30 protein-coding genes are annotated in these 24116 nt (G+C 59.6%); 16 read left to right on the top strand and 14 right to left on the bottom strand.

The features are described 5' to 3' along the window. Window positions 1-81: 81 nt before the first annotated feature. From dapF to ACW5W8_RS14965, 4 genes are all read left to right on the top strand, one after another. Window positions 82-912, top strand: coding sequence for a diaminopimelate epimerase (gene dapF / locus ACW5W8_RS14950; RefSeq protein ID WP_005336371.1), 831 nt, complete (start codon window positions 82-84; stop codon window positions 910-912). 91 nt (window positions 913-1003) lie between these two features. Then, entirely contained in the window at window positions 1004-1684 is a 681-nt protein-coding gene (locus ACW5W8_RS14955; RefSeq protein ID WP_498628498.1) for a DUF484 family protein, read from the top strand. Continuing rightward, window positions 1677-2654 carry a tyrosine recombinase XerC gene (xerC, locus tag ACW5W8_RS14960; protein WP_498628499.1) on the top strand — a complete coding sequence of 326 codons (978 nt, stop codon included), beginning with the start codon at window positions 1677-1679 and terminating at the stop codon, window positions 2652-2654. Before ACW5W8_RS14955 ends, xerC begins: the two co-directional genes overlap by 8 nt. A 33-nt stretch (window positions 2655-2687) precedes the next feature. Further along, window positions 2688-3398 carry an HAD-IA family hydrolase gene (locus ACW5W8_RS14965; RefSeq protein ID WP_498628500.1) on the top strand — a complete coding sequence of 237 codons (711 nt, stop codon included), beginning with the start codon at window positions 2688-2690 and terminating at the stop codon, window positions 3396-3398. 76 nt (window positions 3399-3474) lie between these two features. On the opposite strand, the gene ACW5W8_RS14970 is transcribed toward ACW5W8_RS14965, so the two are convergent. Both ACW5W8_RS14970 and ACW5W8_RS14975 read right to left on the bottom strand, forming a co-directional pair. Next, window positions 3475-3873 (bottom strand): STY0301 family protein, encoded by a 399-nt coding sequence (locus tag ACW5W8_RS14970; protein WP_498628501.1) that lies wholly within the window; start codon window positions 3871-3873, stop codon window positions 3475-3477. 45 nt (window positions 3874-3918) lie between these two features. Continuing rightward, window positions 3919-5445, bottom strand: a complete 1527-nt coding sequence (locus ACW5W8_RS14975) for a mechanosensitive ion channel domain-containing protein (protein WP_498628502.1) — start codon at window positions 5443-5445, stop codon at window positions 3919-3921. Between the two features lie 144 nt (window positions 5446-5589). Between ACW5W8_RS14975 and ACW5W8_RS14980 the strand changes: the two genes are divergently transcribed. After that, window positions 5590-5973, top strand: a complete 384-nt coding sequence (locus ACW5W8_RS14980; RefSeq protein WP_498628519.1) for a hypothetical protein — start codon at window positions 5590-5592, stop codon at window positions 5971-5973. Between the two features lie 12 nt (window positions 5974-5985). Here ACW5W8_RS14980 and ACW5W8_RS14985 read toward each other — a convergent pair whose 3' ends face one another. Both ACW5W8_RS14985 and yjgA read right to left on the bottom strand, forming a co-directional pair. Next, window positions 5986-6768, bottom strand: a complete 783-nt coding sequence (locus tag ACW5W8_RS14985) for a gamma-glutamyl-gamma-aminobutyrate hydrolase family protein (RefSeq protein WP_498628503.1) — start codon at window positions 6766-6768, stop codon at window positions 5986-5988. A gap of 403 nt (window positions 6769-7171) precedes the next feature. Further along, window positions 7172-7696 (bottom strand): ribosome biogenesis factor YjgA, encoded by a 525-nt coding sequence (gene yjgA / locus ACW5W8_RS14990; protein ID WP_498628504.1) that lies wholly within the window; start codon window positions 7694-7696, stop codon window positions 7172-7174. Between the two features lie 113 nt (window positions 7697-7809). On the opposite strand from yjgA, the gene pmbA reads away from it, so the two are divergent. Further along, window positions 7810-9153 carry a metalloprotease PmbA gene (pmbA, locus tag ACW5W8_RS14995; RefSeq protein WP_498628505.1) on the top strand — a complete coding sequence of 448 codons (1344 nt, stop codon included), beginning with the start codon at window positions 7810-7812 and terminating at the stop codon, window positions 9151-9153. A gap of 87 nt (window positions 9154-9240) precedes the next feature. Here pmbA and murA read toward each other — a convergent pair whose 3' ends face one another. Genes murA through mlaF form a run of 7 tightly spaced genes read right to left on the bottom strand, consistent with a single transcriptional unit; the run spans window position 9241 to window position 13758 of the window. Further along, window positions 9241-10497, bottom strand: coding sequence for a UDP-N-acetylglucosamine 1-carboxyvinyltransferase (gene murA, locus ACW5W8_RS15000; protein WP_498628506.1), 1257 nt, complete (start codon window positions 10495-10497; stop codon window positions 9241-9243). Window positions 10498-10515: 18 nt separating this feature from the next. Beyond that, window positions 10516-10773, bottom strand: coding sequence for a BolA family iron metabolism protein IbaG (gene ibaG / locus ACW5W8_RS15005; RefSeq protein ID WP_005306001.1), 258 nt, complete (start codon window positions 10771-10773; stop codon window positions 10516-10518). Further along, window positions 10773-11045 (bottom strand): STAS domain-containing protein, encoded by a 273-nt coding sequence (locus ACW5W8_RS15010; RefSeq protein ID WP_100652493.1) that lies wholly within the window; start codon window positions 11043-11045, stop codon window positions 10773-10775. The genes ibaG and ACW5W8_RS15010 overlap by 1 nt, the downstream gene beginning before the upstream one ends. Next, window positions 11042-11671 (bottom strand): ABC transporter substrate-binding protein, encoded by a 630-nt coding sequence (locus tag ACW5W8_RS15015; RefSeq protein WP_431361023.1) that lies wholly within the window; start codon window positions 11669-11671, stop codon window positions 11042-11044. Before ACW5W8_RS15015 ends, ACW5W8_RS15010 begins: the two co-directional genes overlap by 4 nt. A gap of 2 nt (window positions 11672-11673) precedes the next feature. Continuing rightward, window positions 11674-12171 carry an outer membrane lipid asymmetry maintenance protein MlaD gene (gene mlaD / locus ACW5W8_RS15020; protein WP_019444849.1) on the bottom strand — a complete coding sequence of 166 codons (498 nt, stop codon included), beginning with the start codon at window positions 12169-12171 and terminating at the stop codon, window positions 11674-11676. Between the two features lie 7 nt (window positions 12172-12178). Next, window positions 12179-12958: a lipid asymmetry maintenance ABC transporter permease subunit MlaE gene (gene mlaE, locus ACW5W8_RS15025; protein ID WP_005336345.1), complete on the bottom strand. Its 780-nt coding sequence runs from the start codon at window positions 12956-12958 to the stop codon at window positions 12179-12181. Continuing rightward, window positions 12958-13758, bottom strand: a complete 801-nt coding sequence (gene mlaF, locus ACW5W8_RS15030; RefSeq protein ID WP_498628507.1) for a phospholipid ABC transporter ATP-binding protein MlaF — start codon at window positions 13756-13758, stop codon at window positions 12958-12960. Before mlaF ends, mlaE begins: the two co-directional genes overlap by 1 nt. A gap of 207 nt (window positions 13759-13965) precedes the next feature. On the opposite strand from mlaF, the gene ACW5W8_RS15035 reads away from it, so the two are divergent. From ACW5W8_RS15035 to npr, 10 genes are all read left to right on the top strand, one after another. Beyond that, a complete protein-coding gene (locus ACW5W8_RS15035) occupies window positions 13966-14961 on the top strand; it encodes a KpsF/GutQ family sugar-phosphate isomerase (RefSeq protein ID WP_498628508.1) in 996 nt (331 codons plus the stop codon). Beyond that, window positions 14961-15515, top strand: coding sequence for a 3-deoxy-manno-octulosonate-8-phosphatase KdsC (gene kdsC / locus ACW5W8_RS15040; protein WP_101530526.1), 555 nt, complete (start codon window positions 14961-14963; stop codon window positions 15513-15515). Before ACW5W8_RS15035 ends, kdsC begins: the two co-directional genes overlap by 1 nt. Then, window positions 15512-16072 (top strand): LPS export ABC transporter periplasmic protein LptC, encoded by a 561-nt coding sequence (gene lptC, locus ACW5W8_RS15045; RefSeq protein WP_005336338.1) that lies wholly within the window; start codon window positions 15512-15514, stop codon window positions 16070-16072. The genes kdsC and lptC overlap by 4 nt, the downstream gene beginning before the upstream one ends. Beyond that, a complete protein-coding gene (gene lptA / locus ACW5W8_RS15050) occupies window positions 16059-16586 on the top strand; it encodes a lipopolysaccharide transport periplasmic protein LptA (RefSeq protein WP_040068817.1) in 528 nt (175 codons plus the stop codon). The genes lptC and lptA overlap by 14 nt, the downstream gene beginning before the upstream one ends. 3 nt (window positions 16587-16589) lie before the next feature. Further along, complete coding sequence (lptB, locus tag ACW5W8_RS15055) at window positions 16590-17315, top strand: LPS export ABC transporter ATP-binding protein (protein WP_005336333.1); 726 nt, start codon at window positions 16590-16592, stop codon at window positions 17313-17315. Window positions 17316-17380: 65 nt separating this feature from the next. Continuing rightward, window positions 17381-18820, top strand: a complete 1440-nt coding sequence (locus ACW5W8_RS15060) for an RNA polymerase factor sigma-54 (protein WP_498628509.1) — start codon at window positions 17381-17383, stop codon at window positions 18818-18820. 20 nt (window positions 18821-18840) lie between these two features. Then, entirely contained in the window at window positions 18841-19128 is a 288-nt protein-coding gene (gene hpf, locus ACW5W8_RS15065) for a ribosome hibernation promoting factor (RefSeq protein WP_005336323.1), read from the top strand. Window positions 19129-19130: 2 nt separating this feature from the next. After that, window positions 19131-19577: a PTS IIA-like nitrogen regulatory protein PtsN gene (ptsN, locus tag ACW5W8_RS15070; protein WP_005336322.1), complete on the top strand. Its 447-nt coding sequence runs from the start codon at window positions 19131-19133 to the stop codon at window positions 19575-19577. Between the two features lie 45 nt (window positions 19578-19622). Further along, complete coding sequence (gene rapZ, locus ACW5W8_RS15075) at window positions 19623-20489, top strand: RNase adapter RapZ (RefSeq protein ID WP_064339242.1); 867 nt, start codon at window positions 19623-19625, stop codon at window positions 20487-20489. Between the two features lie 20 nt (window positions 20490-20509). Beyond that, window positions 20510-20782: a PTS phosphocarrier protein NPr gene (gene npr / locus ACW5W8_RS15080; RefSeq protein WP_005336318.1), complete on the top strand. Its 273-nt coding sequence runs from the start codon at window positions 20510-20512 to the stop codon at window positions 20780-20782. A 145-nt stretch (window positions 20783-20927) separates the two neighbouring features. Here the strand turns inward: npr and degS are convergent, their stop codons facing one another. The 3 genes from degS to ACW5W8_RS15095 form a co-directional block, all read right to left on the bottom strand. Further along, a complete protein-coding gene (degS, locus tag ACW5W8_RS15085; protein WP_498628510.1) occupies window positions 20928-22052 on the bottom strand; it encodes an outer membrane-stress sensor serine endopeptidase DegS in 1125 nt (374 codons plus the stop codon). Between the two features lie 109 nt (window positions 22053-22161). Then, on the bottom strand, window positions 22162-23523 hold the full coding sequence (locus ACW5W8_RS15090; protein ID WP_005336295.1) for a Do family serine endopeptidase: 1362 nt from the start codon (window positions 23521-23523) through the stop codon (window positions 22162-22164). 81 nt (window positions 23524-23604) lie between these two features. After that, window positions 23605-23985, bottom strand: a complete 381-nt coding sequence (locus ACW5W8_RS15095; protein ID WP_498628511.1) for a Z-ring associated ZapG family protein — start codon at window positions 23983-23985, stop codon at window positions 23605-23607. Window positions 23986-24116: the final 131 nt, after the last annotated feature.

The raw sequence follows: 24116 nt of genomic DNA on the forward strand, positions 1-24116 counted from the left end.
CAGGATGCATGGGGCTGTGGACAACGACTTCATAGTGGTTGACGGTGAGTTTTTACAGCCCTAACAGCACAGGAATGCACGATGTTGATAGATTTTTCCAAGATGCATGGCTTGGGCAACGACTTCATGGTGGTGGATGGCGTCACCCAGAAGGTATTTTTCAGCAATGACGTCATCAAGAAGCTGGCAGATCGCCACTTCGGAATTGGCTTTGACCAGCTGCTGCTGGTGGAGCCGCCCTATGACCCTGAACTCGACTTCCACTATCGCATTTTCAATGCCGATGGCAGCGAGGTGGAGCAGTGCGGCAACGGCGCCCGCTGTTTTGCCCGTTTCGTGCGCCTCAAGGGGCTGATCAACCGGGATCGCATCGCGGTCAGTACCGCCCGGGGTCGCATCGTGTTGCAGCTGGAGGGGGAGAATCAGGTCACGGTCAACATGGGGGTTCCCCAGTTTGAGCCGGGCAAGATCCCGTTCCGGGCCCAGAAGGCAGAGAAAACCTATCTGCTGCGGGCGCAGGAGCATACCGTGATGTGTGGCGTGGTCTCCATGGGCAATCCCCACTGCGTCATTGAGGTGCCTTCGGTCGCCGATGCGCCGGTCGAGACGCTCGGTGCCATCATGGAGCGCCACGAGCGTTTTCCCGAGCGGGTCAACGTCGGTTTCATGGAGATGGTCAATGCCACCGAGATCAAGCTGCGGGTGTTCGAGCGGGGCTGTGGCGAGACCCTGGCCTGCGGCACCGGTGCCTGTGCGGCGGCGGTGATTGGCATCAGTCAGGGCAAGCTCAAGGAGCGGGTCACCGTCAGCCTGCCGGGCGGCAAGCTGACCATCGCCTGGAAAGGGCCGGGCCAGCCGGTCTATATGACCGGGCCGGCCGAGCATGTGTTTGACGGCCAGATAGAGGTTTAGCCGATAAAGGTTCAGGTACGGGGGGCGTTGGCCCCCTTTGCCAATGATGTCGGGGCAGCTAGCCCCATTTCTCTGATGGATCAACCAATTTATGAGCGAACTCAAACGGCAGGAGCAATCGGTGGATGAAGCCACTGTGCTGGAGTACCTGGCCCGTTATCCCGAGTTTTTCCAACGCCATGCCGCCGTGCTGGACCGGATCCGCATTCCCCACGAGCGCAAGGGCTCGGTCTCGCTGGTCGAGCGCCAGCTGGAGCGTCAGCGCGAGCGGATCGAACAGCTGGAGCAGGAAATCACCGAATTGATGGGGATCGCCAGCGAGAACGAGCGGATCTTCCGGGTCTATGCCGATCTCTACGGCGAGCTGTACGGTTGCCAGACCCTGTTCGAGGTGAGTGCCGTGATGGGCAAGGCCTTTGTCCAGCGGCTGCGCCTGACCGGGCTGCGGTTCTGGCTCAATCCCAAGAAGTTTGCCCTGAGCGGGCCCGAGCAGCGCTTTCTGGCACAGGGCAAGCAGCTCGAATCCCTGCTGGGTCAGCGCCTGCCGGGGCAGGATTACTACTTTGGCCGCCTGAGCCAGAGCGAGAATCAGGCGCTGTTTGGCCATGATGTGCTGGTCAACTCGGTGGCCCTGATGCGGCTCGGCGATCTCGGCGTGCTGGCCTTCGCCAGCTCGGATCCCGGCCACTTTACTCCCCACAACGACACCCTGCTGCTGGGCCAACTGGGGCGCCTGCTGCAACTGCGTCTGCCCGAGTTGACTCATGGCTAGAACACCGGCCAGGGCGCCCGCCAAAGCTCCCGTCGTCGCACCGCCACTGCCTGCGGCACTGGCGGACGAGCTGGCGGCCTTTATCGAATACCTGAGGGTCGAGCGTCAGCTCAGCCCTCATACCCGCAATAACTATCAAGCCCATCTGGAGGCGATGACCACCGAGTTGGTGGCCCTCGGGCTCACTGACTGGGGTCGGCTCGAGGCGAGTCAGGTGCGCACTCTGGTGACCCGGATGCACAAGGGGGGCCTTGCTCCTCGTTCCCTTTCCACCAAGGTCTCTGCCCTGCGCAGCTTTTGCGACTGGCAGGTGCGGCAGGGTCGGCTGACCGCTAATCCGGCCCGTGGCATCGTCACCCCCAAACAGGGGCGGCCGCTGCCGAAAAACCTCGATGTGGACGAGATGCACCAGCTGCTCAACATCACCGACGAGCAGGATCCGCTGGCGGTGCGGGATCGCGCCATCATGGAGCTGATGTACTCCTCAGGGCTGCGTCTGGCCGAGCTGGTGGGGATCAATCTGGTGGATCTTAAGCTCGACGATCGCCAGCTCAAGGTGACCGGCAAGGGCTCGCGGGAGCGGGTGCTACCCATAGGCCGGATGGCGGTCGAGTGGCTGCAGAAGTGGCTCAAGGTGCGCCCGCTGCTGGCTGGGGACGAGAGCGAGGCGCTGTTTGTCTCCAGCCGCAAGCAGCGGCTGTCGGCGCGCTCGGTGCAGGCCCGCCTCGATGCTTGGGGCAACAAGCAGGCGCTCAACGCCCACGTCCACCCCCACAAGCTGCGCCACAGCTTTGCCACCCATATGCTGGAGTCCTCCGGCGATCTGCGGGCGGTGCAGGAGCTGCTGGGACATGCCGACCTCTCTACCACCCAGATCTATACCCACCTCGACTTCCAGCATCTGGCCAAGGTCTACGACAGTGCTCACCCCAGGGCCAAGCGTGACCCGGATGCGCAGGACGATGAATAACGGGCCCTGAGCCCGTGATGCAGAGGAGAGTCCATGCACTTCTATCGCCGCTGGCAGCCGGTTGCTGCCATCTCGTTTGACCTCGATGACACCCTCTATGACAACGGCCCCGCCATCGTGCGGGCCGAGCAGTGGATGCTGAGCCATCTGCGCAGCGAATATCTGGCCACCGCCATGCTCGACAAGCCGCGCTGGCTGGAACTCAAGCGCAGTGTGCTGAACGGTGCCCCCGAGCTGCGCCACGATGTCAGTCTGGCGCGCCAGCAGACCATCCGTACCGCCATGGTCGAGGGGGGGATGGCCGACCAGCAGGCCAGCCGCGAGGCGGAGCAGGTTTTTGCCGCTTTTCTGGCAGAGCGCTCGAAGATCGAGGTGAGCGAGTCCACTCATCAGCTGCTGGCCAGACTGGCCGCATGCTATCCGCTGGTGGTCATCACCAACGGTAATCTGGATCTGGCGCAGGCAGGACTGAAACGCTACTTCACGCTGGTCTGCAAGGCGGGGGCGGGCGCCAGAATGAAACCGGCGCCGGATATGTTTGAGCAGACCCGCAGCGCCCTCAAGCTGCCAGCAGATCGGATCCTCCATGTGGGGGATCATCACGAGACCGATGTGCTGGGTGCCCGCTTGCACGGCTTTCGCGCCGCCTGGCTCAACGAGCGGCAGCAACCGTGGCAACAGCTGCAACTGTTGCCGGACGTGGAGCTGACAGCACTGGAGGAGCTGGCCGAGCTGCTGCTCTGATGGCGCTGGCGGGTGGCCACGCTCAGGCGGTAATGGCTGTCAGCGAATCGCGATATATGGCAAGGGGTTACGCCCGCTATTTGCGACAAACCAACCCGAGCAGGGTGTAGCGGTCGCGCTGGTTGACGCGGCAGTAACTGATGCCGGCGGGCAGCGCCTGCTGCAGGGTGATGGTGCTGTTCTTATAGCGGCAGGCCAGATAGAGCGGGCGCAGGCTGCTATCGAGCTGGCTCCAGTAGTGGATCTCGTCGCTGTCGCCATTATCCGGTTTGAGTTGGGCCAGTTTGGCAGGATCTCCATCGAACAGGGTCAGATTATCGAGCCGGTGACTGAGGGTTTCGTCCGGTTTGCCATCGTCATTGCGGGTGAACGCCTGCCAGCCCTGCTGCGGGGTCAGCAGCTGCTGGTGAGTCTCAATGGTGGCGGGACAATCAAATTGCAGGCTGGCAGCAAGGGCCAGGGTGGTCAGTAACATGGCTGTTGTTCTCTCTTCACGTCCTCAATACGATGCCATGCTACGTCATCTTCCGCCGAACAGCCTCATCAGTTTATCAAGCAGATCAAGCTGTTGTGGAGGCTGTTTCATGGCTTCCGCCTCCCGCTCCAGCAGCGCCTGCTGCTCCTGCTGGCGGTCGCTCAGCACCCGGTAGAGGGGCTCGACCAGCGATTTGCGCTGCATCACCAGTTCCTGAAACATCCCCTGATTGATGCGATAGGTTTCGACGGTGGCCACCGCCCGTACCGTGAAGGAGCTGGGCTCGCCGGTGAGCAGGCTCAGTTCGCCAAAAAAGTCTCCCGCGTTGAGCGTACCGAGCTTCAGCTCTCGCCCCTCGACATTGACCAGCATCTCGGCTTCCCCTTTGACCAGCACGAACAGCCAGCTGGAGACATCTCCCTGCTCCAGCATGATGTCGCCGCTGACGAAGGGGGCGAACTTCACCTGATCGGCCAGCTGGATCAGCTCGTTCTCCTGCAGCATGGCAAACAGCGGCAGCTTGCGCAGGGTGTCGGTGCGTTCGGCAGTGTGGCGCTTGTGGCGGGCATCCAGATGCTGTTTCTCCTTGCTCATGAAGACGTTGAAGATCGGCGGGGTGAGGCGGCGATCGTTACGGCGCAGGGCGGCATCGATTAGGCTACGTACCATGGAGTCGGTCGGATCGTCGCGGGTCAGATCGGTGAGCCAGTAGCGCACCGCATAGCGGGCGATGCCCCCTTCGACGTTCATCAGCAGGCAGTCCGGTTGCGGATGCTTGGCGACGCAGGGGAGCTTGGTCTCCCGCAGGGATTTCTCGATCAACGCGATGATCTGGGTCGGCAGGGTATCCAGGGTCAGATCGAACCAGACCCAGCGCCGCCACTGCAAGGGTTCGCCGCGGCGGCGCCCGAGCACGGTGAAGCGCTGTTTGAGCAGATGGCTGTTGGGGATGACGACTGTCTCCCAGTTGCGGGTCTCGATGGTGGTAGCACGCCAGTTGATCTCCACCACCCGCCCCTGGGTGGTATCCACTTGCAGCCAGTCACCGATGGCGATGGAGTTGTCGAGCTGAATGGATACTCCGGCCAGCAGGTTGCCCAGAGTATCCTGCATGGCGAAGGCGATGACCGCAGTGATCACCGCCGAGGTGGTGACTATCTCCCCGAGCGCCATGCCGGAGGCGTAGAGGCGGAACAGACCCCAGCCAATATAGCCGATGGTGATGACGATATCGGCGATGATCCGTGGGATCCGCACATGGCAGAGCGGGAGCAGAAACTCGAACAGCAGGATCCCCCACACCTTGACCAGTATCAAACCGGCCAGCAGGGTGGAGATCTCGACCAGCAGTTGATGGGGCAACGGCAGTTTGAACCAGCCCCCTTCCAGCTGGATCAGCAGGATGACCACCGCGCTTATCATCACGAAGCCGAGCTCGGAGAGCAGCTCCCGTCGCTGTCCCGGACGGCGCCAGAAGTGGGTCAGCATCAGGGAGAGGGTGAGCAGGGTCCAGAACGGGTGTTCGCCAATCCAGATCAGCGTCGGTAGCGCAGTGAAGTTATCGCCAGCCATAGCAGCACCTTATTGTGGTTTACCTCCAGCATAGCTGCTGCGGTGCGGGGAAATGGTGCGTTGGGGCGGCAATTTATTTATCCTGTGCAGGACAAGGCAAAGGAGTGCGAACACGTGAAATTTTCAAATAAAATCATCTGGTTGATGACCCTGCTGCCACTGGCTGGCTGCGATCTGCTGACGGACAAGTACCGGGTCGAGTTCAGGGATGGTTCCTGGCGCGAAATAGCCATTACCCCTTTCGCCAGTGAGGTGCGCTGGCGCGAGGGGTGTGCCACCGGCGAGGTGCTGACCGATATGAAGGTGCCCATCAAGCACGGTGACACGGTCAATGGCCGGGAGCAGTTGCTTATCGGGGGCGAGAAGTTCGAGCTGGATGACAACAACCTCTACCGCAGCAACGGCATGGTGTTTGGTCAATCCCCAGACCATATCCAGCGTGGGCTCAAGGGGATGGATATCTGCCGCACCCTGCGCCCCGAGCGAGGCGGACTGCCCAAACTCAAGGCGCGGGGGTTTGGCGACTGAATCGATGGGGGGTTAACGGCCTGCCATCAATGCACAGCGTTGACGGCAGGCATCGCCAAAGGCCTGGAAGATCTTGATGGAGTGGGGGTTTTCATTGGCCTTCCACTCCGGATGCCACTGTACTGCCAGCAAGAAGGGAGACAGGGTGGGGGCATGAAGCGCCTCGATCAGCCCATCTTCGGCGTGGGCCAGTGGCTCCAGCCCGTTCCCCAACCGGTTGATGCCCTGTCCATGTAGGGAGTTGACCGCAATCTGCGCTTCCCCCATCAACTCGGCAAACCAGCTGCCCGGCAGCAGTTCAATCTGATGGCTCGGCCCATACTGATCATCGACCGGATCGTCGGCATCCTCCCGATGATCGTCATAGCCCGGCTCGTTGTAGACCTTCTGATGAATATCTCCCCCCAGTGCCACGTTGATCTCCTGCATGCCTCGGCAGATCCCGAGGATCGGCAAACCACGGGCCAGCGCTCCTTTGATCAGCGGCAGATCGAACAGGTCGCGATCCCTGTCCTGCTGTTTCTCTGGGGTGAGGTTCTCCTGGCCGTAGAGGGCCGGGTCGATGTTGGAACCGGCGCCGCTCAGATAGACCCCATCGACCAGATCCAGATACTGCTCCAGATCGGCGGTGCCGCAGCAGGTGGGCACCAGCAGCGGGACGCAGTCGCTGAGTTCGACCAGTGGCATGATGTATTTGTGGGTCATCACCTGATAGGCGTGGCCGTTGCGGGGCTGGGCGCCCATGGTCATCAGCACGACCGGTTTACGGGTGGCGGGAGGCAGGGGATTTGGCATAGGGCACCTTGATTATCCTTGGCGTTGAAGTCTCATCCTGCGCCTTGGGCAGGCCCTTGCCAACCGACCGAGCAAGGGCATGCCTCAAGGCATGGTCATGGGATCCGGCGTCGGGCAGGGTGGCAGAATCGTCGGTCAGCCTGGGCAGCAACAGCCTGGATCCTCTCTCCAGTCTGCCAAGGCCGTTCAATATGTCAAACGAAATGATGCGTAATTGTTAATGAAAATGTTTTTTTGCTGCTCTGAAGTGGCGATTTAACTGGGAGGGAGCAGGCAGGCATTTATGGCCGGGTCGCCTGGATGGTGGATATATTAAACGCGCAGGGATTGCGGGGAATTGGGCTGGGCAGGGGCAAAGGCATCAATAGAAACACGCCTCCACGAGGGAGGCGTGTATTGGGGATCACAGCAGATCTTCGATCTCGCCGCGCAGATACTGGTACATCTCGCGATAGGCGACCGGCGGCTTGTTCAGCACCCGCTCCTTGTTGGCGGAGCGGATCAGCTGGCGCAGCTTCTGGCGATCCAGCTCGTGGAACTGGGACATCAGCTCATTGAGGGCGCTGTCACCTTCGGTGATCAGGCGCTCGCGCCACTGCTCCAGACGATGCAGGCGGGCATTCACGGTGGAGTGACGATTCTTGAAGATCGACAGGGCCTCGATGATCGGCTCCGGGTCGCGGCTGCGCATCAGGCGGCCGATGAACTGCAGATGGCGACGGTAGGATTCATCTTTCTTCGGCTTGAGCTTGCGCCCCAGCTCGATCGCTTCGGCCAGCTCTTCGTCCAGCGGCACTTTTTCCAGTTCGCTATGGCTAAGGCTGACCAGCTCATCGCCCATTTTTTGCAGGGCTTCGGCATCGCGCTTGAGCTGGCTCTTGCTCGGGCCCCAGTCTTCGAACTCGTTGTCGTCTTGATATTGACTCATCGGTCTCTTAGTTCCTGTCATTCACGTTTGGTGGATATGTTACCAGCTTCTCCCGCTGGGCGCAGGGGTCTGATATGCTTAGCCCCTTTCCTTCTTTCATACAGATGTGAGTTATGGATCAGCAAGACCAAATCCGCCAGGATCAAGCCCATCTCGAGGCCGTGGTTGCCGAAGCCCTGGAGATAGCCAAAGGACTGGGCGCCTCGCTGGCCGAAGTCTCCATCAGCAAGCAGACCGGGTTGTCGGTGAATACCCGGGGTTGTGAACTGGAAAGCATTGAATTCAATAAGGATGGTGCCCTCGGTATCGCCGTCTATCGCGATGGTTGCAAGGGATCCTCCTCAACCACCGATCTGGGCAAACCCGCCATTCGCGCTGCCGTTGAAGCGGCCATCGAGATTGCCCGCCACACTTCGGCCGATGATTGTGCCGGTCTGGCGGACGCCGACCTGCTGGCTTGGGATGCTCCCGACCTGCAACTGTGCCACCAAATCGAACTGGATCCCCAGCGCGGGATCGAGCTGGCCATCGAGTGCGAGCGGCTGGCGCTTGGTCGCGATGCCCGTATCAAGCATTCCGACGGCGCCGGTTTCTCCAGCCATCTTGGCATCAAGGTCTATGGCAACAGCCATGGCTTCGTAAAAGGCTACGCGGCCTCGCGCAACTCCCTGAGCTGCGTGCTGATTGGCGAGCAGGATGGCGACATGCAGCGGGATTACGGCTACTCCTCAAGCCGTACCCTCGACGGGCTCTGGAGTCCGCAGCGCATTGCCGACGAAGCCGTTGAGCGTACCGTCTCCCGCCTCGGCGCCCGCAAGATCTCCACCCGTCACGCGCCTGTGCTGTTCCACCCTGATACGGCCTCCGGCCTGTGGGGCCATCTGGTGATGGCCATCAGCGGTGGCAACCTCTATCGCAAGTCGAGCTTCCTGCTCGACAAATTGGGCAAGCAGATCCTGCCAGAGTGGCTCACCATTCAGGAGTTCCCGCATTTGCTGGGCGGGCTCGCCAGTACCCCGTTCGATGGTGAAGGGGTGCGGACCCGCGACATGGATATCATCCGTAACGGCGAGCTGATGAGCTGGCTGCTGACCTCTTACTCCGCGCGCAAGCTGGGGCTGACCACCACCGGCCATGCAGGTGGCATCCACAACTGGCAGGTTTCCAACACGGGTCAGGATTTTCAGGGCATGCTCAAGGAGATGGGCACCGGCCTACTGGTGACCGAGTTGATGGGGCAGGGGGTCAATATCGTCAATGGCGATTACTCCCGCGGCGCCGCCGGTTTCTGGGTCGAGAATGGCGAGATCGCCTATCCGGTCGAGGAGATCACCATCGCCGGCAATCTGGCCGAGATGTTCAGTCATATCGTGGCGGTGGGCCGCGATGAAGATGAGCGCTCCAGCCTCAAGACCGGCTCGGTACTGGTGGAGAGCATGAAGCTGGCGGGTCACTGATCCCGCTATCAACAGAACTCAAACCATGAAAAAGGCCCCCTCGCCAACGCGAGGGGGCCTTTTTATCGGCTAGCGATCAGGGGGCTATCAGCCCTTGATGCGCTCGATGCGGCCACCTAGACCCTGCAGCTTCTGCTCGATGTCTTCGTAGCCACGGTCGATGTGATAGATACGGTCGACGATGGTGGAACCTTCGGCCACGAAGCCGGCCAGTACCAGACTGGCGGAGGCGCGCAGATCGGTCGCCATCACCTGGGCACCCTTGAGTTGCTCGGTGTCACGGCAGATGGCCACATTGCCCTGCAGTTCGATGTCTGCGCCCATCCGTACCAGTTCGGGAACGTGCATGAAGCGGTTCTCGAAGATGGTCTCGGTGACCATGCCGGTGCCTTTGGCGACGGCGTTCAGCACGGTGAACTGTGCCTGCATGTCGGTCGGGAAGGCCGGGTAGGGGGCCGTCTTGATGGTGACCGGCTTGAGGGTGCGGCCAGTCATGTCGAGGGTGATCCAGTCTTCACCCTTCTCAATCAGGGCGCCAGCCTCTTCCAGCTTGACCAGTACCGCTTCCAGCAGAGTCGGGTCTGTCTTGCGGCAGGTGATCTTGCCGCCGGTGACCGCTGCGCCCACCAGGAAGGTACCGGTTTCGATACGGTCAGGCTGCACGCTGTAGTTGCCGCCGTGCAGATGCTCGACACCGTCGATGGTCAGGGTGTCGGTGCCCGCACCCTGGATCTTGGCACCCAGCGCGTTGAGGAAGTGGGCCAGATCGACCACTTCCGGCTCGCGCGCGGCGTTTTCGATCACGGTGCGGCCATCAGCCAGGGTTGCGGCCATCATCAGGTTTTCGGTACCGGTCACGGAGACCATATCCATCAGGATGTGGGCGCCTTTCAGGCGACCATCGACACGGGCCTTGATGTAACCATCTTCGATGGTGATCTTGGCGCCCATCAGCTCCAGGCCGTGGACGTGCAGGTTGACCGGACGGGCACCGATGGCGCAACCGCCGGGCAGGGAGACATCAGCCGCGCCGAAACGGGCAGCCAGCGGGCCCAGCGCCAGAATGGAGGCGCGCATGGTCTTCACCAGCTCGTAGGGGGCTACGTGGTTGTTCACCGCACCGGTCAGCACTGTGACGTTGCCGTTGACCTTGGTGGTCGCGCCCAGCATCTCCAGCAGCTTGATGGTGGTGCCCACGTCTTTCAGGCGCGGCACGTTGGAGAGGTGCACCTCTTCATCACAGAGCAGGGTCGCGAACAGGATCGGCAGTGCGGCGTTTTTGGCGCCGGAGATGGTCACTTCGCCGTTGAGAGTACAACGACCATCGATTTTGAATTTGTCCATTTTTACTTCGTTACCAAATCAGGAGGGCAATAGGAATTTACGTTCGCGTTTCCACTCGGCGTCGGTGAACGCTTTGATGGAGAGGGCGTGAATGGCGTTGCTGGCGATCTTGTCCATCAGCGGGGCATAGATGGCCTGCTGCTTCTTGACCCGGCTCATGCCGTCAAACATGTCACCGACGGCGATCACTTGGTAGTGACTACCGTCCCCTTTGACATGGACTTCGGACAATGGCAGAGCCTCAAGGAGTATCGCTTCAATTTCAGAGACTTGCATTATGCGTCCTCAGTTGTGAGCGGGGTTGACTGAAACAGCCCGGCCACCCCGTAGAGGTTGGCCAGGGTATAGAAATCACTGGAGGCGCCCACCAGTTGCGGTGTGGCGCCTCGCGCTAATACGGCTTTGGCCCATTTGACCAGCAGGGCCAGTCCGGCGGAGTCGAGGGTGGTGACGCCGCCGAGCTCGAGCCGGTCGTCCTGCCACCATTCGGCGCGGCGTTGCCACAGGTCATTGACCTGTGGCGCCTGTAGCTCACCGCTTAGGGTCATGGTTTGAGTACCAGCGGCTTGGCGTTGTGTTCGCGCAACTGGGCGATCACTGCATCGATGCCATTCTGGCGGATCAAACCGCCGAGCTCGCTCTGTTTGGCGGAGAGCAGGCTGATCCCCTCTGCCACCATGTCGAAGGCTTTCCACTCGCCGGTCTTGTTGTTCTTGCGCAGCTTGAACTCGAGGAAGATGTCCGGCTTGCCGGCCTCTTTCACGCTGACGTTGACGGCGGTGATGTTGCCGCTGGGAGCTTTTCCCGGCTCGACCTTGACGGTCTGCTTGTCAAAATGGGCCAGCGCATCGGCGTAGGAGCTCACCATGTACTCGGTGAACACCTCGACGAAGGCATTGCGCTGCGCTTCGGTGGTCTCTTTAATCTGGTTGCCAAGCACCTTGTAGGCGGCGAAGCGGTTGTCCACATAGGGCAGCAGCTCTTCGCGGATGATCACCCGCAGGTGATCCGGATTGCTCTTCACCTGGGCCTGATCGGCTTTCAGGCGGGCAAAGGTCTGCTTGGCAGCCTGATCCACCAGCGCGTTGGGGTCGGTGGCATCGACTGCCTGGGCAGACAGGGAAAAGAGCATGCTGGTCATCAGACCCAGCAGCAGGGCGATTTTCTTGAACATGATTACTCCTTCTTGCTGTCTGATTTGCTGTCGGAGGATTGGCTGTAGAGGAACTTGCCAATCAGGTCTTCCAGCACGATGGCGGATTTGGTGTCTTCAATCAGGTCGCCATCCTTGAGCATCTCGGTGCCCATCTCCTCATCGCTGAAGCCGGGGGCCAGACCGATGTACTGCTCGCCGAGCAGACCGGAGGTGAGGATGGAGAGAGAGCTGGTATCGGCAAACTGGCCAGCGCTCTTTTGCATCATCAGGGTCACTTCGGGCACCTGGGTTTTCGGGTCCAGTACGATGTCGCTGACCCGACCGACCACCACGCCGCCGACCTTGACCGGCGAACGGACTTTCAGGCCGCCGATATTATCGAAATGCGCGCGCAGGGTATAGGTTTCTCCTTCCGGTTTGAAGCTCAAACCGGCCACTTGCAGGGCCAGTGCCAGAATGGCACCGATGCCAGCCAGCATGAAGGTGCCGACCAGGAATTCTACTTTGCTGAACTTCATCTTTACCTTATCCAAACATGACTGCAGTGAGTATAAAATCCAGGCCGAGCACGGCGAGGGATGAGTGGACCACGGTTCGGGTCGTGGCCTGACTGATCCCGGCCGAGGTCGGCTTGGCATCATAGCCGTTAAAGAGCGCAATCCAGGTGACCACCAGGGCGAAAATCAGGCTCTTGATGGCGCCCTGCATGATGTCTTCATGCCAGTCGACGGAGGCCTGCATGGCAGACCAGAAGCCCCCTTCGTCCACGCCGAGCCAGTCCACGCCGACCAGCTTGCCGCCGAAAATGCCGATCAGGCTGAACATAAAGGCCAGCAGCGGCATGCTGATGACGCCAGCCCAGAAGCGGGGGGCAACCACCCGGCGCAGCGGGTCGACCGCCATCATCTCTAGGCTTGAAAGTTGCTCGGTGGCCTTCATCAGGCCGATTTCAGCGGTCAGGGCCGAACCGGCACGGCCGGCAAACAGCAGCGCCGTGACCACAGGCCCCAGCTCCCGCAGCAGGGAGAGGGAGACCAGCGGTCCCAGGCTCTGCTCGGCGCCGAAATCCTTCAATACGTTGTAACCCTGCAGCGAGAGCACCATGCCGATGAACAGGCCGGAGACCAGAATGATGGCCACCGACTGTACGCCCACCACATACAACTGCTGGACAAGCAGCGGGAAGTGCTTGCGCGGTTCGGGTTTGCCCGCCAGCGCATGGAACAACATGATGGTGGCGCGACCGACGGAGCTGATAAACCGCACTCCGACCCGCCCCAGCTTGCTTATTTGACTTATCAACATCAGAGATCCTGTAGCAGATCGCCTGCCGGAAAATGAAACGGAACAGGACCATCGGGCAATCCTCTGAGGAATTGCTCGACTTCGGGATTGTGCTCCTCGCGCAGCTGGTCCGGCGTGCCGTGCGCCACCACCTTGCGATTGGCAATGATGTAGGCGTAATCGGCGATGCTCAGCACCTCTTTCACATCGTGGGTGACGATGACGGAGGTGATACCGAGGGCATCGTTCAGCTCCTTGATCAGTTTGACCAGCACCGCCATGGTGATGGGATCCTGCCCGACAAACGGCTCGTCATACATGATGAGGTCGGGGTCAAGGGCGATGGCCCGAGCCAGCGCCGCCCGGCGCGCCATGCCGCCGGAGAGCTCGGAGGGCATCAGTTTTGCTGCACCGCGCAAGCCCACCGCCTGCAGTTTCATCATGACGATGGTGTGGATCAGCTCCTCCGGCAGGCCGGAGTGCTCTCGCAGCGGGAAGGCCACGTTGTCGTAGACCGTCATGCCGGTAAACAGCGCGCCGCTCTGGAACAGCATGCTCATCCGCTTGCGCACTTCATAGAGGCGCGAACGGGAGAGGGTGGGGATATCTTCCCCGTCAAACAGAATGTGACCGGACTCCGGCTTGAGCTGGCCACCAATCAGCCGCAGCAGGGTGGTTTTACCGATGCCGCTCGGGCCCATGACGGCGGTCACCTTGCCACGAGGAATGGTCAGGTTGATCCCGTCATACAACAGCCGATCTCCGTGACTGAAGGTCAGGTCGGAGATGGTGATCAGGTCATTGTTCAAACAATTGTCCATCCGGTGTAAATAGGGAGCGAATTTTATGGGGTAGTCTAGGGCTAAGCAACAGCAAGGAACAACTATTGAACAGGCCGCCAGCCCATTTGCACGACAGTTTTCTGTAACAAAGTGCGTCATTGAGAGCGGGACTCACCATCCGATTCGCTTATCCGGACAGACTTTTTTATAATCCCGCAGCTAATTTCGGCCCGGAGCTGTGTCTTTATGTCTGTAAAGCCTGAGAAAGTGTCTGAACTGTTCGATTTTCGTCGCAGTGCCCGCGCGGTGCTGGACACAGAAAAGCAAGCCATTGATGGACTCTATCAGTATCTGAACGACGCCTTCGACAAGGCGTGCGAAATGGTGCTGCGCTGCGGTGGCAAGATAGTGGTCACCGGCATGGGCAAGTCGGGCCATATCGGCAGCAAGATCGCCGCGACCCTCGCCAGCACCGGCACACCGGCCTTCTTCCTCCATCCGGGGGAAGCGAGTCACGGCGATCTGGGGATGATCTCCAGTGGCGACCTTATGATCGCCATCTCCAACTCCGGCGAGAGTGACGAAATCCTGGCCCTGCTGCCAGTACTCAAGCGTCGCGGCATTCCGCTCATCTGCATGACTGGCAATCCCGCCTCCACCATGGCCAAAGAGGCCAACGTGCACCTGTGCATCAAGGTGGAGAAAGAGGCCTGCCCGCTGGGTCTGGCCCCCACTTCCAGTACCACGGCAACCCTGGTGATGGGCGATGCCCTGGCGGTCGCCCTGCTGGAAGCGCGCGGTTTTACCGCCGATGACTTCGCGCTCTCGCACCCGGGCGGTTCCCTTGGCAAGCGTCTGTTGCTGCGGGTCGGCGACCTGATGCACCGCGGTGAGCTGTTGCCCCGGGTGGGGATAGATGCCACCATCAGCCAGGCGCTGCTGGAAGTGAGCCGCAAGGGGCTCGGTATGACGGCGGTGGTCGATGGCAATGGCCTGCTGGCAGGGCTCTTTACCGATGGCGACCTGCGCCGCATTCTTGACCAGCAGATCGATATCCATCACACCCCCATCAGCCGTGTGATGACGGCCAACTGTGTTACCGTAGGTCCAGAGATGATGGCTGCGGAAGCCGTCAAGCTGATGGAAACGAGAAAAATCAACGGATTACTGGTCGTGGATGAAGAGAAACGCCCGCTCGGCGCCTTCAACATGCACGACCTGCTGAAAGCCGGAGTAATTTGATGCAAAACGTACCGACCCTCTATGGTCCGGTGACGCGCAGCCAGTTTGAGAAGGCGGCGCAAATCCGCCTGCTGGTGTGCGATGTGGATGGGGTGCTCTCCAACGGCCTCATCTACATGGGAAACAACGGCGAAGAGCTGAAAACCTTCTGTACCCGCGATGGTGCGGGCATGCGAGCGCTGCTCAATGCCGGGATCGAGATCGCCATCATCACCGGGCGTAACTCCCGTATCGTCAGCGATCGGATGAAAAGCCTGGGGGTGGCTCATGTGGTGCAGGGGGCTGATAAAAAGTTGCCTCACTTCGAAGCGCTGCTGGCCAAGCTGGGGCTGACTGCTGAACAGGCCGCCTATATGGGCGATGACACCATCGATCTGCCGGTGATGGCCGCTTGCGGCCTGGGTATCGCGGTGGCCGATGCCCATCCGCTGGTGCTGAGTCGTGCCGATATGGTGACCCGGCTTGGCGGTGGCATGGGCGCGGTGCGCGAAGTGTGTGACCTCATTTTGCAGGCGCAGGGCCACGACGATTATCAGCCCGAGGCCTCGGTATGAGCAGACAGACCCTGTTGTTTGCCCTGCTGTTTCTGGTCGCGCTGGTTGCCTGGCAGCTGGGCAAGGTGGAGCTGGTGCCTGAGAGCGCGGTCAAAATCGAAAACTATCAGCCGGATTTTGTCGCCAAAGATCTGGTGACCACCCGTTTTGATATCAACGGCAAGCGCACCGAGCGGCTGGAGTCGACCTACGCCGAGTATTATCAAATCCTCGAGCAGGCCACCTTCGACAAGCCGGTGGTCTACATGTATGACGATCAGGGGGCCGCCGAGTGGAAGGTGACCGCCGAAACCGGCGTGCTCAACACCGGCGACAACGTCATCCTGCGGGACAAGGTACATCTGGATGGTCTGCTGCCTACCTCTTTCATCTCCACACTGGATACCCCCTATCTGGAGCTGGATCTGGTGACACAAGATGTGCGCAGCAACCGGGAAGTGAACATTCTGGGTCGGGATTTCCAGACCCAAGGGGTTGGCCTCAAGGGCCATCTGGACCGCAAATATTTTGAGTTACTGGATCAAGGCCATGCCATCTATTTCAATGAAAAACGCTAATCTGGCCCTCGCAGCCCTGTTGTTGTGTGGTGCGGTGACCGCCAAAGAGTCCGACTTTGCCGAGAAGGTCTACGTCGATGCCGTCAAACAGGTGGCCGAGATGCAGGACAACCGCATCACCTTCGAAGAGGATGTGACCATCAATCAGGGCACCATCCGGATCAAGGCTGACAAGGTGGTAGTGACCCGTTCCGGCGAGAAAGGGGCCGAGGTGATGACGGCCTACGGCAAGCCCGCCACCTTCTTCCAGATCCTGGATAACGGCAAGCCGGTCAATGCCCACGGCAACACTATCCGCTACGAGCTGAAGAACCGGCTGGTGACCATCACAGGCAACGGTCAGCTCAAGCAGGAAGATAGCCAGGTCAATGGCGATCTGATCCGCTACGACATCGTCAAACAGAAGATGATTGCCGAGAGCAAGAGCCCGAGCCAGCGAGTCAAAACCGTGTTCCTGCCGGATCAGGTAGAGAATTTCGACAAGCCCGCCGACCAGAAGAAGCAGGGAAAATAAGCCATGGCAGTGTTAAAAGCAGTGGGCCTGCAGAAGAGCTACAAGCGCCGCATGGTGGTGAGTGACGTCAGCCTTGAAGTGGGCACTGGCCAGATTGTCGGCCTGCTCGGCCCCAACGGTGCCGGCAAGACCACCTCGTTTTACATGATCGTGGGGCTGGTGCAGCGCGATGCCGGTCTCATCACCATCGACGATCAGGACATCAGCCTGCAGCCCATGCATGTGCGGGCGCGTAACGGCATCGGTTACCTGCCGCAAGAGGCCTCCATCTTCCGTCGCCTGTCAGTGTTCGACAACCTGATGGGAGTTATGCAGACCCGCAAGGGGTTGAGCCGTGAGGAGCGTGAGGACAAGGTTCAGCAACTGCTGGAAGAGTTCAACATCACCCACATTCGCGACAACCTGGGCCAGAGCCTCTCCGGCGGTGAGCGCCGTCGGGTCGAGATCGCTCGTGCGCTGGCGGCCGAACCGCGTTTTATTCTGCTGGATGAACCCTTTGCAGGGGTTGACCCGATTTCTGTGATAGACATCAAGAAGATCATTCAGCATTTGAAAGATAGAGGCCTTGGCGTCTTGATTACCGACCACAACGTCAGAGAGACTCTGGACGTATGTGAGAAGGCCTATATCGTCAGCCACGGCAAGATGATTGCCGAAGGTGCACCGGCTGACATCCTTGCCGATGAGCAGGTCAAGCGCGTCTATTTGGGCGATCAATTCAGTCTATAGTAAGGGGGCATGCCTTCATTTCCTTTGACGAGTGCCTCGCTGAACATAAGGATATCCCGACGTAGATGAAGCCGACATTACAGTTGCGTCTCGGTCAGTCCCTGACCATGACGCCGCAATTACAACAAGCGATTCGTCTGCTCCAGCTCTCCACTCTGGAACTTCAGCAGGAAATTCAGCAAGCGCTCGAAAACAACCCTCTGCTGGAGCAGGAAGAGAGCGAGGCGCAAGAGACCAGTCCGGAAGCGCCGGTCGATGCCAGCCAGCTGGATTCCAGCGATGCCATGGCTCAGGAGCAGATGCCTGACGAGTTGCCGGTGGATACCACCTGGGACGAGGTTTACTCTGCCGGCACCGCCCAGAGCGCGGGCCCCATCCACGATGGGGAAGATAGCGTCTATCAGGGAGAGACCACCGAAAACCTGCAGGATTATCTGTTGTGGCAGATGCGACTCACACCGTTCAGCGATGTGGATGCCGCCATCGCGCTCGCCATCATCGATGCTATCGACGAATCCGGTTATCTGACCGTTGCGCTGGAGGATATCCAGGCTGCCGTCACCAGCGATGACGTAGAGGTGGAACTCGATGAGGTCGAGGCGGTACTCAAACGGGTTCAGCACTTCGATCCGGTCGGCATTGCTGCCCGTTCTGTGCAGGAGTGTTTGCTGATCCAGCTGGATCAGTATGACCCGCAGACCCCCTGGCTCAACGAGGCCAAGGAGGTGATCCTCGAGCACATGGAGCTGCTCGGCAACCGGGATTACCGCACCCTCGCCCGCAAGACCCGACTCAAGGAGAGCGACCTCAAGGAGGTGCTGGATCTGATTCAGCTGCTGGAGCCGCGCCCCGGCAACGGCATCATCCAGAGCGACTCCCAGTACGTGATCCCCGACGTCTCCGTGGTCAAGAAGGGTAGCAAGTGGGTGGTCGAGCTCAATCCCGACTCTGCCCCCCGCATCCGGGTCAACGAGACCTATGCCGCCATGGCCCGCAACGCCCGCAGCAGCACCGACACCCAGTTTATTCGCTCCCATTTGCAGGAAGCCAAGTGGTTCATCAAGAGCCTGGAAAGTCGCAATGACACCCTGCTGAAAGTGGCCAGTTGCATTGTCGAGCAGCAACAGGGCTTTTTCGAGTATGGTGAAGAGGCGATGAAGCCGATGGTGCTCAATGACATCGCCGAAGCGGTAGAGATGCATGAGTCGACCATCTCCCGGGTGACGACCCAGAAGTACATGCATACCCCCCGTGGTATCTTCGAATTGAAGTTTTTTTTCTCCAGCCATGTGAACACCGAAGGAGGAGGAGAGTGCTCATCGACCGCAATTCGCGCGCTCATCAAGAAGCTGGTCACGGCAGAGAATCCTGCCAAGCCGTTAAGTGATAGCAAGATCGCGGATTTGCTGGCCGAACAGGGTATTATGGTGGCGAGACGCACGATCGCTAAGTATCGCGAATCCTTGTTTATCCCACCTTCCAATCAGCGCAAACGCCTGGTTTAGGCAAACAAAAGGATGATGTTATGCAAATTAACCTGACCGGACACCATGTCGAGATCACCGAAGCTCTGCGTGATTATGTGAATAACAAATTTGCCAAACTCGAGCGTCACTTCGACCACATCAACAATGTTCATGTGGTGCTTAGCGTGGAAAAACTGAACCAGATAGCGGAAGCCAAATTGCACGTCAGCGGTGGCGAAGTGTTTGCCAACTCTGAACATGCCGATATGTATGCTGCGATAGACACCTTGCTCGACAAGCTGGACAGGCAGATCATCAAGCACAAAGATAAGTTAAATAAAAAATAACCATGCAACTTGAACACATACTGAGTCGGGACTGCACCAAGAGTGCAGTCCCTTGTACCAGCAAGAAACGCGCCCTCGAGATCATCAGCGAGCTGGCCGCTGAACGCCTTGGCACCTCCCGCCAGGCGCTGTTTGAATGCTTGCTGGCCCGCGAAAAAATGGGTAGTACCGGGATCGGTGCCGGTATTGCGATCCCCCACGGTCGCATTGACGATGAGTTCCCGCCAACCGCGATCCTGATGACCTTTGCCGACCCTATTCCTTTCGACTCCATCGACAATCAACCGGTTGACCTGCTGTTTGCCTTGCTGGTGCCGGAAAGCGAGTGCAAGCAGCATCTCAAGACCCTTTCTCTGATGGCTTCCAAGCTGGGTGACAAGGCGGTTTGCCGCCAGTTGCGTCAGGCAACCAGCGACGAAGAGCTCTATCAGATCATGACCTCGGCCTGATAGCAGGCCAAGGATGAGACACCCGTTTTGGCGTGAGGGAACAAGATGCAGTTAATCGTGGTAAGTGGACGTTCGGGCTCCGGTAAAACGGTAGCCCTGCGAGTGCTGGAAGATCTGGGTTACTACTGTGTGGACAACCTGCCGGTCAATTTGCTGCCCCAGCTGATTGTGTCGGTGGAGAGCCAGTACGACAAATTGGCGGTCAGCATCGATGTGCGCAACCTGCCGAGCGACCCGGAGAAACTGGAAAATCTGCTGGCTCAGGTGCGCAATGAGGGGCGGGTTGAGTTCTCCAGCTTTTTCTTCGATGCCGACAACGGCACCCTGCTCAAGCGCTATGGCGAGAGCCGCCGTTTGCACCCCCTCTCACGCAACAAGCTGTCGCTGGATGAGGCGATTCGGGAGGAGACCCACCTGCTGGCACCCATCTCCTCGACCGCTGACCTGCGTATCGACACCACCACCCTCAGCATTCACGACCTGAGCGAGCTCATTAAGACCCGGGTGCTTGGGAAGAAAGAGAACGAGCTGGTGCTGGTGTTCGAGTCGTTCGGCTTCAAGTACGGCATTCCCAAGGATGCCGACTTCGTGTTCGATGCCCGCTTCCTGCCCAACCCGCACTGGATCCCCGAGCTCAAACCGTTTACCGGCAAGGATGAGCCGGTCGCCAACTACCTCTCGGCGCAGGCCGATGTGATGCTGTTTACTCAGCAGATCGAAAACATGCTGGCGACCTGGTTGCCCCATCTGGAGCGCAACAATCGCAGCTACCTCACGGTCGGCATCGGTTGCACCGGCGGTCAGCACCGCTCGGTCTTTATTGCAGAGCGGCTGGCCAGTGCATTCCGTTTGCTTGGCAAGAACGTGCAGATCCGCCACCGCACTCTCGACAAGAGTGCCTCCCAATCCTGACGGACCAATAGGACGACCCGATGACTGTTTCCGCCTCGGTTGAAGTGAAAAACAAGCTGGGTATTCATGCCAGACCTGCCATGATGCTGTTCGAGCTGGTGCAGGGTTTCGATGCCCACGTGCTACTGCGCAATGAAGATGGTGTGGAGGCCGATGCTGACAGCATCATCGGCCTGCTGATGCTGGATTCCGCGCAAGGGCGGCAGGTGGAAGTGCAGGTTGAGGGGCCCGAAGAGGTCGAGGCCCTGGCCGCCGTGGTGGAGCTGTTCACCTCCGGCTTCAACGAGGAGTAGTCACTCCTCGTTCTTCTTCCTATCCTTTCTCTTGTATTCGCTCGCGTTATTGCTGCATGACATGGCTGACCATGTAGTTCCATGGATAGATGCGAGCTAGCGCAGGCGAGCAGGCTGCTGGCAGATGTAATAGGCCGCTACCGCATTAGCTGGCCGATGAGACATTGGTGCCTGCTGCCCGCTTCTGATAGCGCAGGTCTTCTTCTATGGTGACCACCACTTCCAGCGGCTTGCCGGAGCGGAATACCGAGATGGTCAGCTTGGTGCCGGGGCGGCTCTCGACAATCTTGTCCATGGCGCTGCGCACGCCACTGATGGCTTCTCCGTTGATCTTGAGCAGCACATCCCCTCGCTGCAAACCACCTTTGGCCGCCGGGCCGTTGGGATCCAGACTCTCCACCACCAGACCACGCAGGTCGCCGAGGTTCATCATCCGCGCGACTATGGGGTTGATCTCGACGCTGGAGATCCCGAGGTAGCCACGGATCACCCGGCCGTTGGCGATCAGCTCATCCATGATCCGTTTTGCCAGCCGGTAGGGGATGGCGAAGCTGATGCCGTAGCTCTCCTGATTGCCGTTGAGGTGATAGGTGGCGGTGTTGATCCCCACCAGATCGCCACGGCCGTTGACCAGCGCGCCACCCGAGTTGCCCTCGTTGATGGCGGCATCGGTCTGCAGCAGATCCTGACGGCCATTGCTGTCGGGCCCCATGCTGGAGAGGCCGGTACGGCCGGTCGCACTGATGATGCCCTGGGTGATGGTCTGGCCGACGTTGTAGGGGTTGCCGATGGCGAGCACCACATCCCCCACTTCTGGCAGCCGCTCCGGATCCTGCGGGATCACCGGCAGGTTGTCTGACTCGATATAGAGCACGGCGAGGTCGGTGAGCTGATCGGTACCGACCAGCTCGGCGCTGAAGACCCGGCCATCCTGCAACGCGACGATGATCTGGTCGGCATCGGCGATGACATGGTAGTTGGTCAGCACATAGCCGCGCTGATTCATGATGACGCCGGAACCCAGCCCTTGCGGGCGCAGTTCCCCCTGATTGCCCTGATTGGGGGCAAAGCTGCGGGTGTAGATGTTGACGACGGCAGGGCCTGCCCGATGGGCGGCATAGGAGAAACTCAGTTCACGGGCATTGGTGATGATGCCGGGCAGTTGGGCACCACCGCGAAAATGGGGAAACAGCAGCAACAGCAGCGCTGCGACGGTCAATCCAAAACCGACAGACTTGCCCAAGTAACTGACTAAAGGGGGGATTTTCATGTCATTCTCATCCGTACAGGCTGCGCGCAGAGAATAACACTATCGATGGATAAAAATCACCCGCGGTGAAGACCGCGGGTGATGGATAGAGTGGCGAACAACCCGGGTGTTAGCGGATCACCAGATAGAGCGAGGAGTCGCCACGCTGGATGTTGAGTGCCAGCACGTCAGGCTTGTTCTTGAGCGCCTTGGTCAGCTCGCCCAAGGTGTTGATGCGCAGGCGGTTGACCCCGATGATGATGTCACCCTTCTGCAGGCCGGAAGCCGCTGCCGGAGAGCGAGGATCAATATCGGCCACCGCGACACCGGAGACCGGGTCGGTAGTGGTGCTCAGCTTGGCCCCTTCCAGTGCCGGATGCAGCGCGCTGGCGCGTACTTCGCTGTCATCGGCCTGCTTCAGGGTCACTTTGGCAGTTTGCGACTTGCCATCGCGGATCAGCCCCAGTTCGACCTGCTTGCCAGCGCCCATGGTGGCGATCTTGGCACGCAGCTCGCCGAAGGAGCGAACCGGTTTGCCATCGATGCTGACGATGATATCGCCGGCCTTGATGCCCGCCTTGTCGGCCGCCGAATCAGGCATGACCTGATTGACGAAGGCACCATCTTTCTTGTTGTAACCGAAGGTTTTGGCGATGTCGGAGGTGAGCTCGGTGCCGGTAATACCCAGCTGGCCGCGACGCACTTCACCGTACTTGACGATCTGCTCGGTCAGATCCCGCACCATGTTGGAGGGGATGGCAAAGCCGATGCCAATGTTGCCGCCGTTCGGGCCCAGAATCGCGGTGTTGATACCGATCAGCTCGCCACGCAGGTTGAGCAGGGCTCCGCCGGAGTTACCGGAGTTGATGGCCGCATCGGTCTGGATGAAGTTCTCCAGATTCTCGATGTTGAGGCCGCTGCGGCCCAGCGCGCTGACGATACCGGAGGTGACGGTCTGGCCCAGCCCAAACGGGTTGCCGATGGCCAGCGCATAGTCACCCACCCGCAGCTCGTCGGAGTCGGCGAACTTGATCTGTACCAGATCCTCGGCCTTGATTTGCAGCAGGGCGATGTCGGACTGCTTGTCTTCACCGATCTTCTTGGCCGCATACTCACGACCATCCTTCAGGTTGACCTTGATCTCGTCCGCCTCGTGAACCACGTGGGCGTTGGTGATCACGTAACCCTTCTTGGCATCGACGATGACACCGGAGCCGAGTGCCTGAAACGGCTGCTCGCTCACCTGTTCATCGGGCATGTTGGGGCCGAAGAAGAACTTGAACTGTTCCGGCAGACGCTGACGGGTAATTTTTTTGCCAGAAACCGAGATATTGACCACCGCCGGGGTGACCTGTTCGAGAACAGGCGCCAGGCTTGGCATCTCCTGATTTGAACCTAACAGGGAAGGCAGTGCAGCCTGAGCAGGGGCCGCAGACATGGCGATACCGACACTGAGGGCTAGCACACTGAGCATGGAAAGAGGTTTACGCATATGAAAAACAGCTCCCAGAAAAAGTTGCATTGCAATCGTCAAGGTCAGACCACGGGACTGGCCAATTAGTTCCGCGAGGAACTAGTTTGGTTGCTTGAGCAGTCCGGAAGAGGCGCCAGCATAGTCGCGAGGCGGAACGCCCGGCTCTTCTGCCCCATTGGCAGGGGCTTCTTCTACCAATGACTCGCGGAACAGGGGTTCCTGAGCCTTGGCCAGGAATTTGCTCTGCTCGGCCATGTGGCGATAGAGGGTCTGATACTGCTCGGCCAGTTGCTCCATCAGGGCGGCGCTGTCGGCGAAGTGGGTGTTGATCTGGCCCTGATAACTCTCGAGCTCCTTGTGGGCCTTCTTCAGTTCCTGTTCCAGACGGCCAGCATCGCGGCTACGCACCGAAAAACGGCCGAGAACGACACCGATAATCAAGGCCGCGACAGCCAGCAGGATCCCAGTTAACAGACTCATAGATGCTCCTTGTTACAGCTAAAACAGAGTGGGTTTATGCGGTCGTCATAACCGCCATGCCTTGATGGCACTATACCGTGCGTCCTGAGGCCGTGATACCATTTTGTCCTCGACTCAGGGACTTGGAGAGG

Source organism: Aeromonas aquatilis (assembly GCF_054052405.1).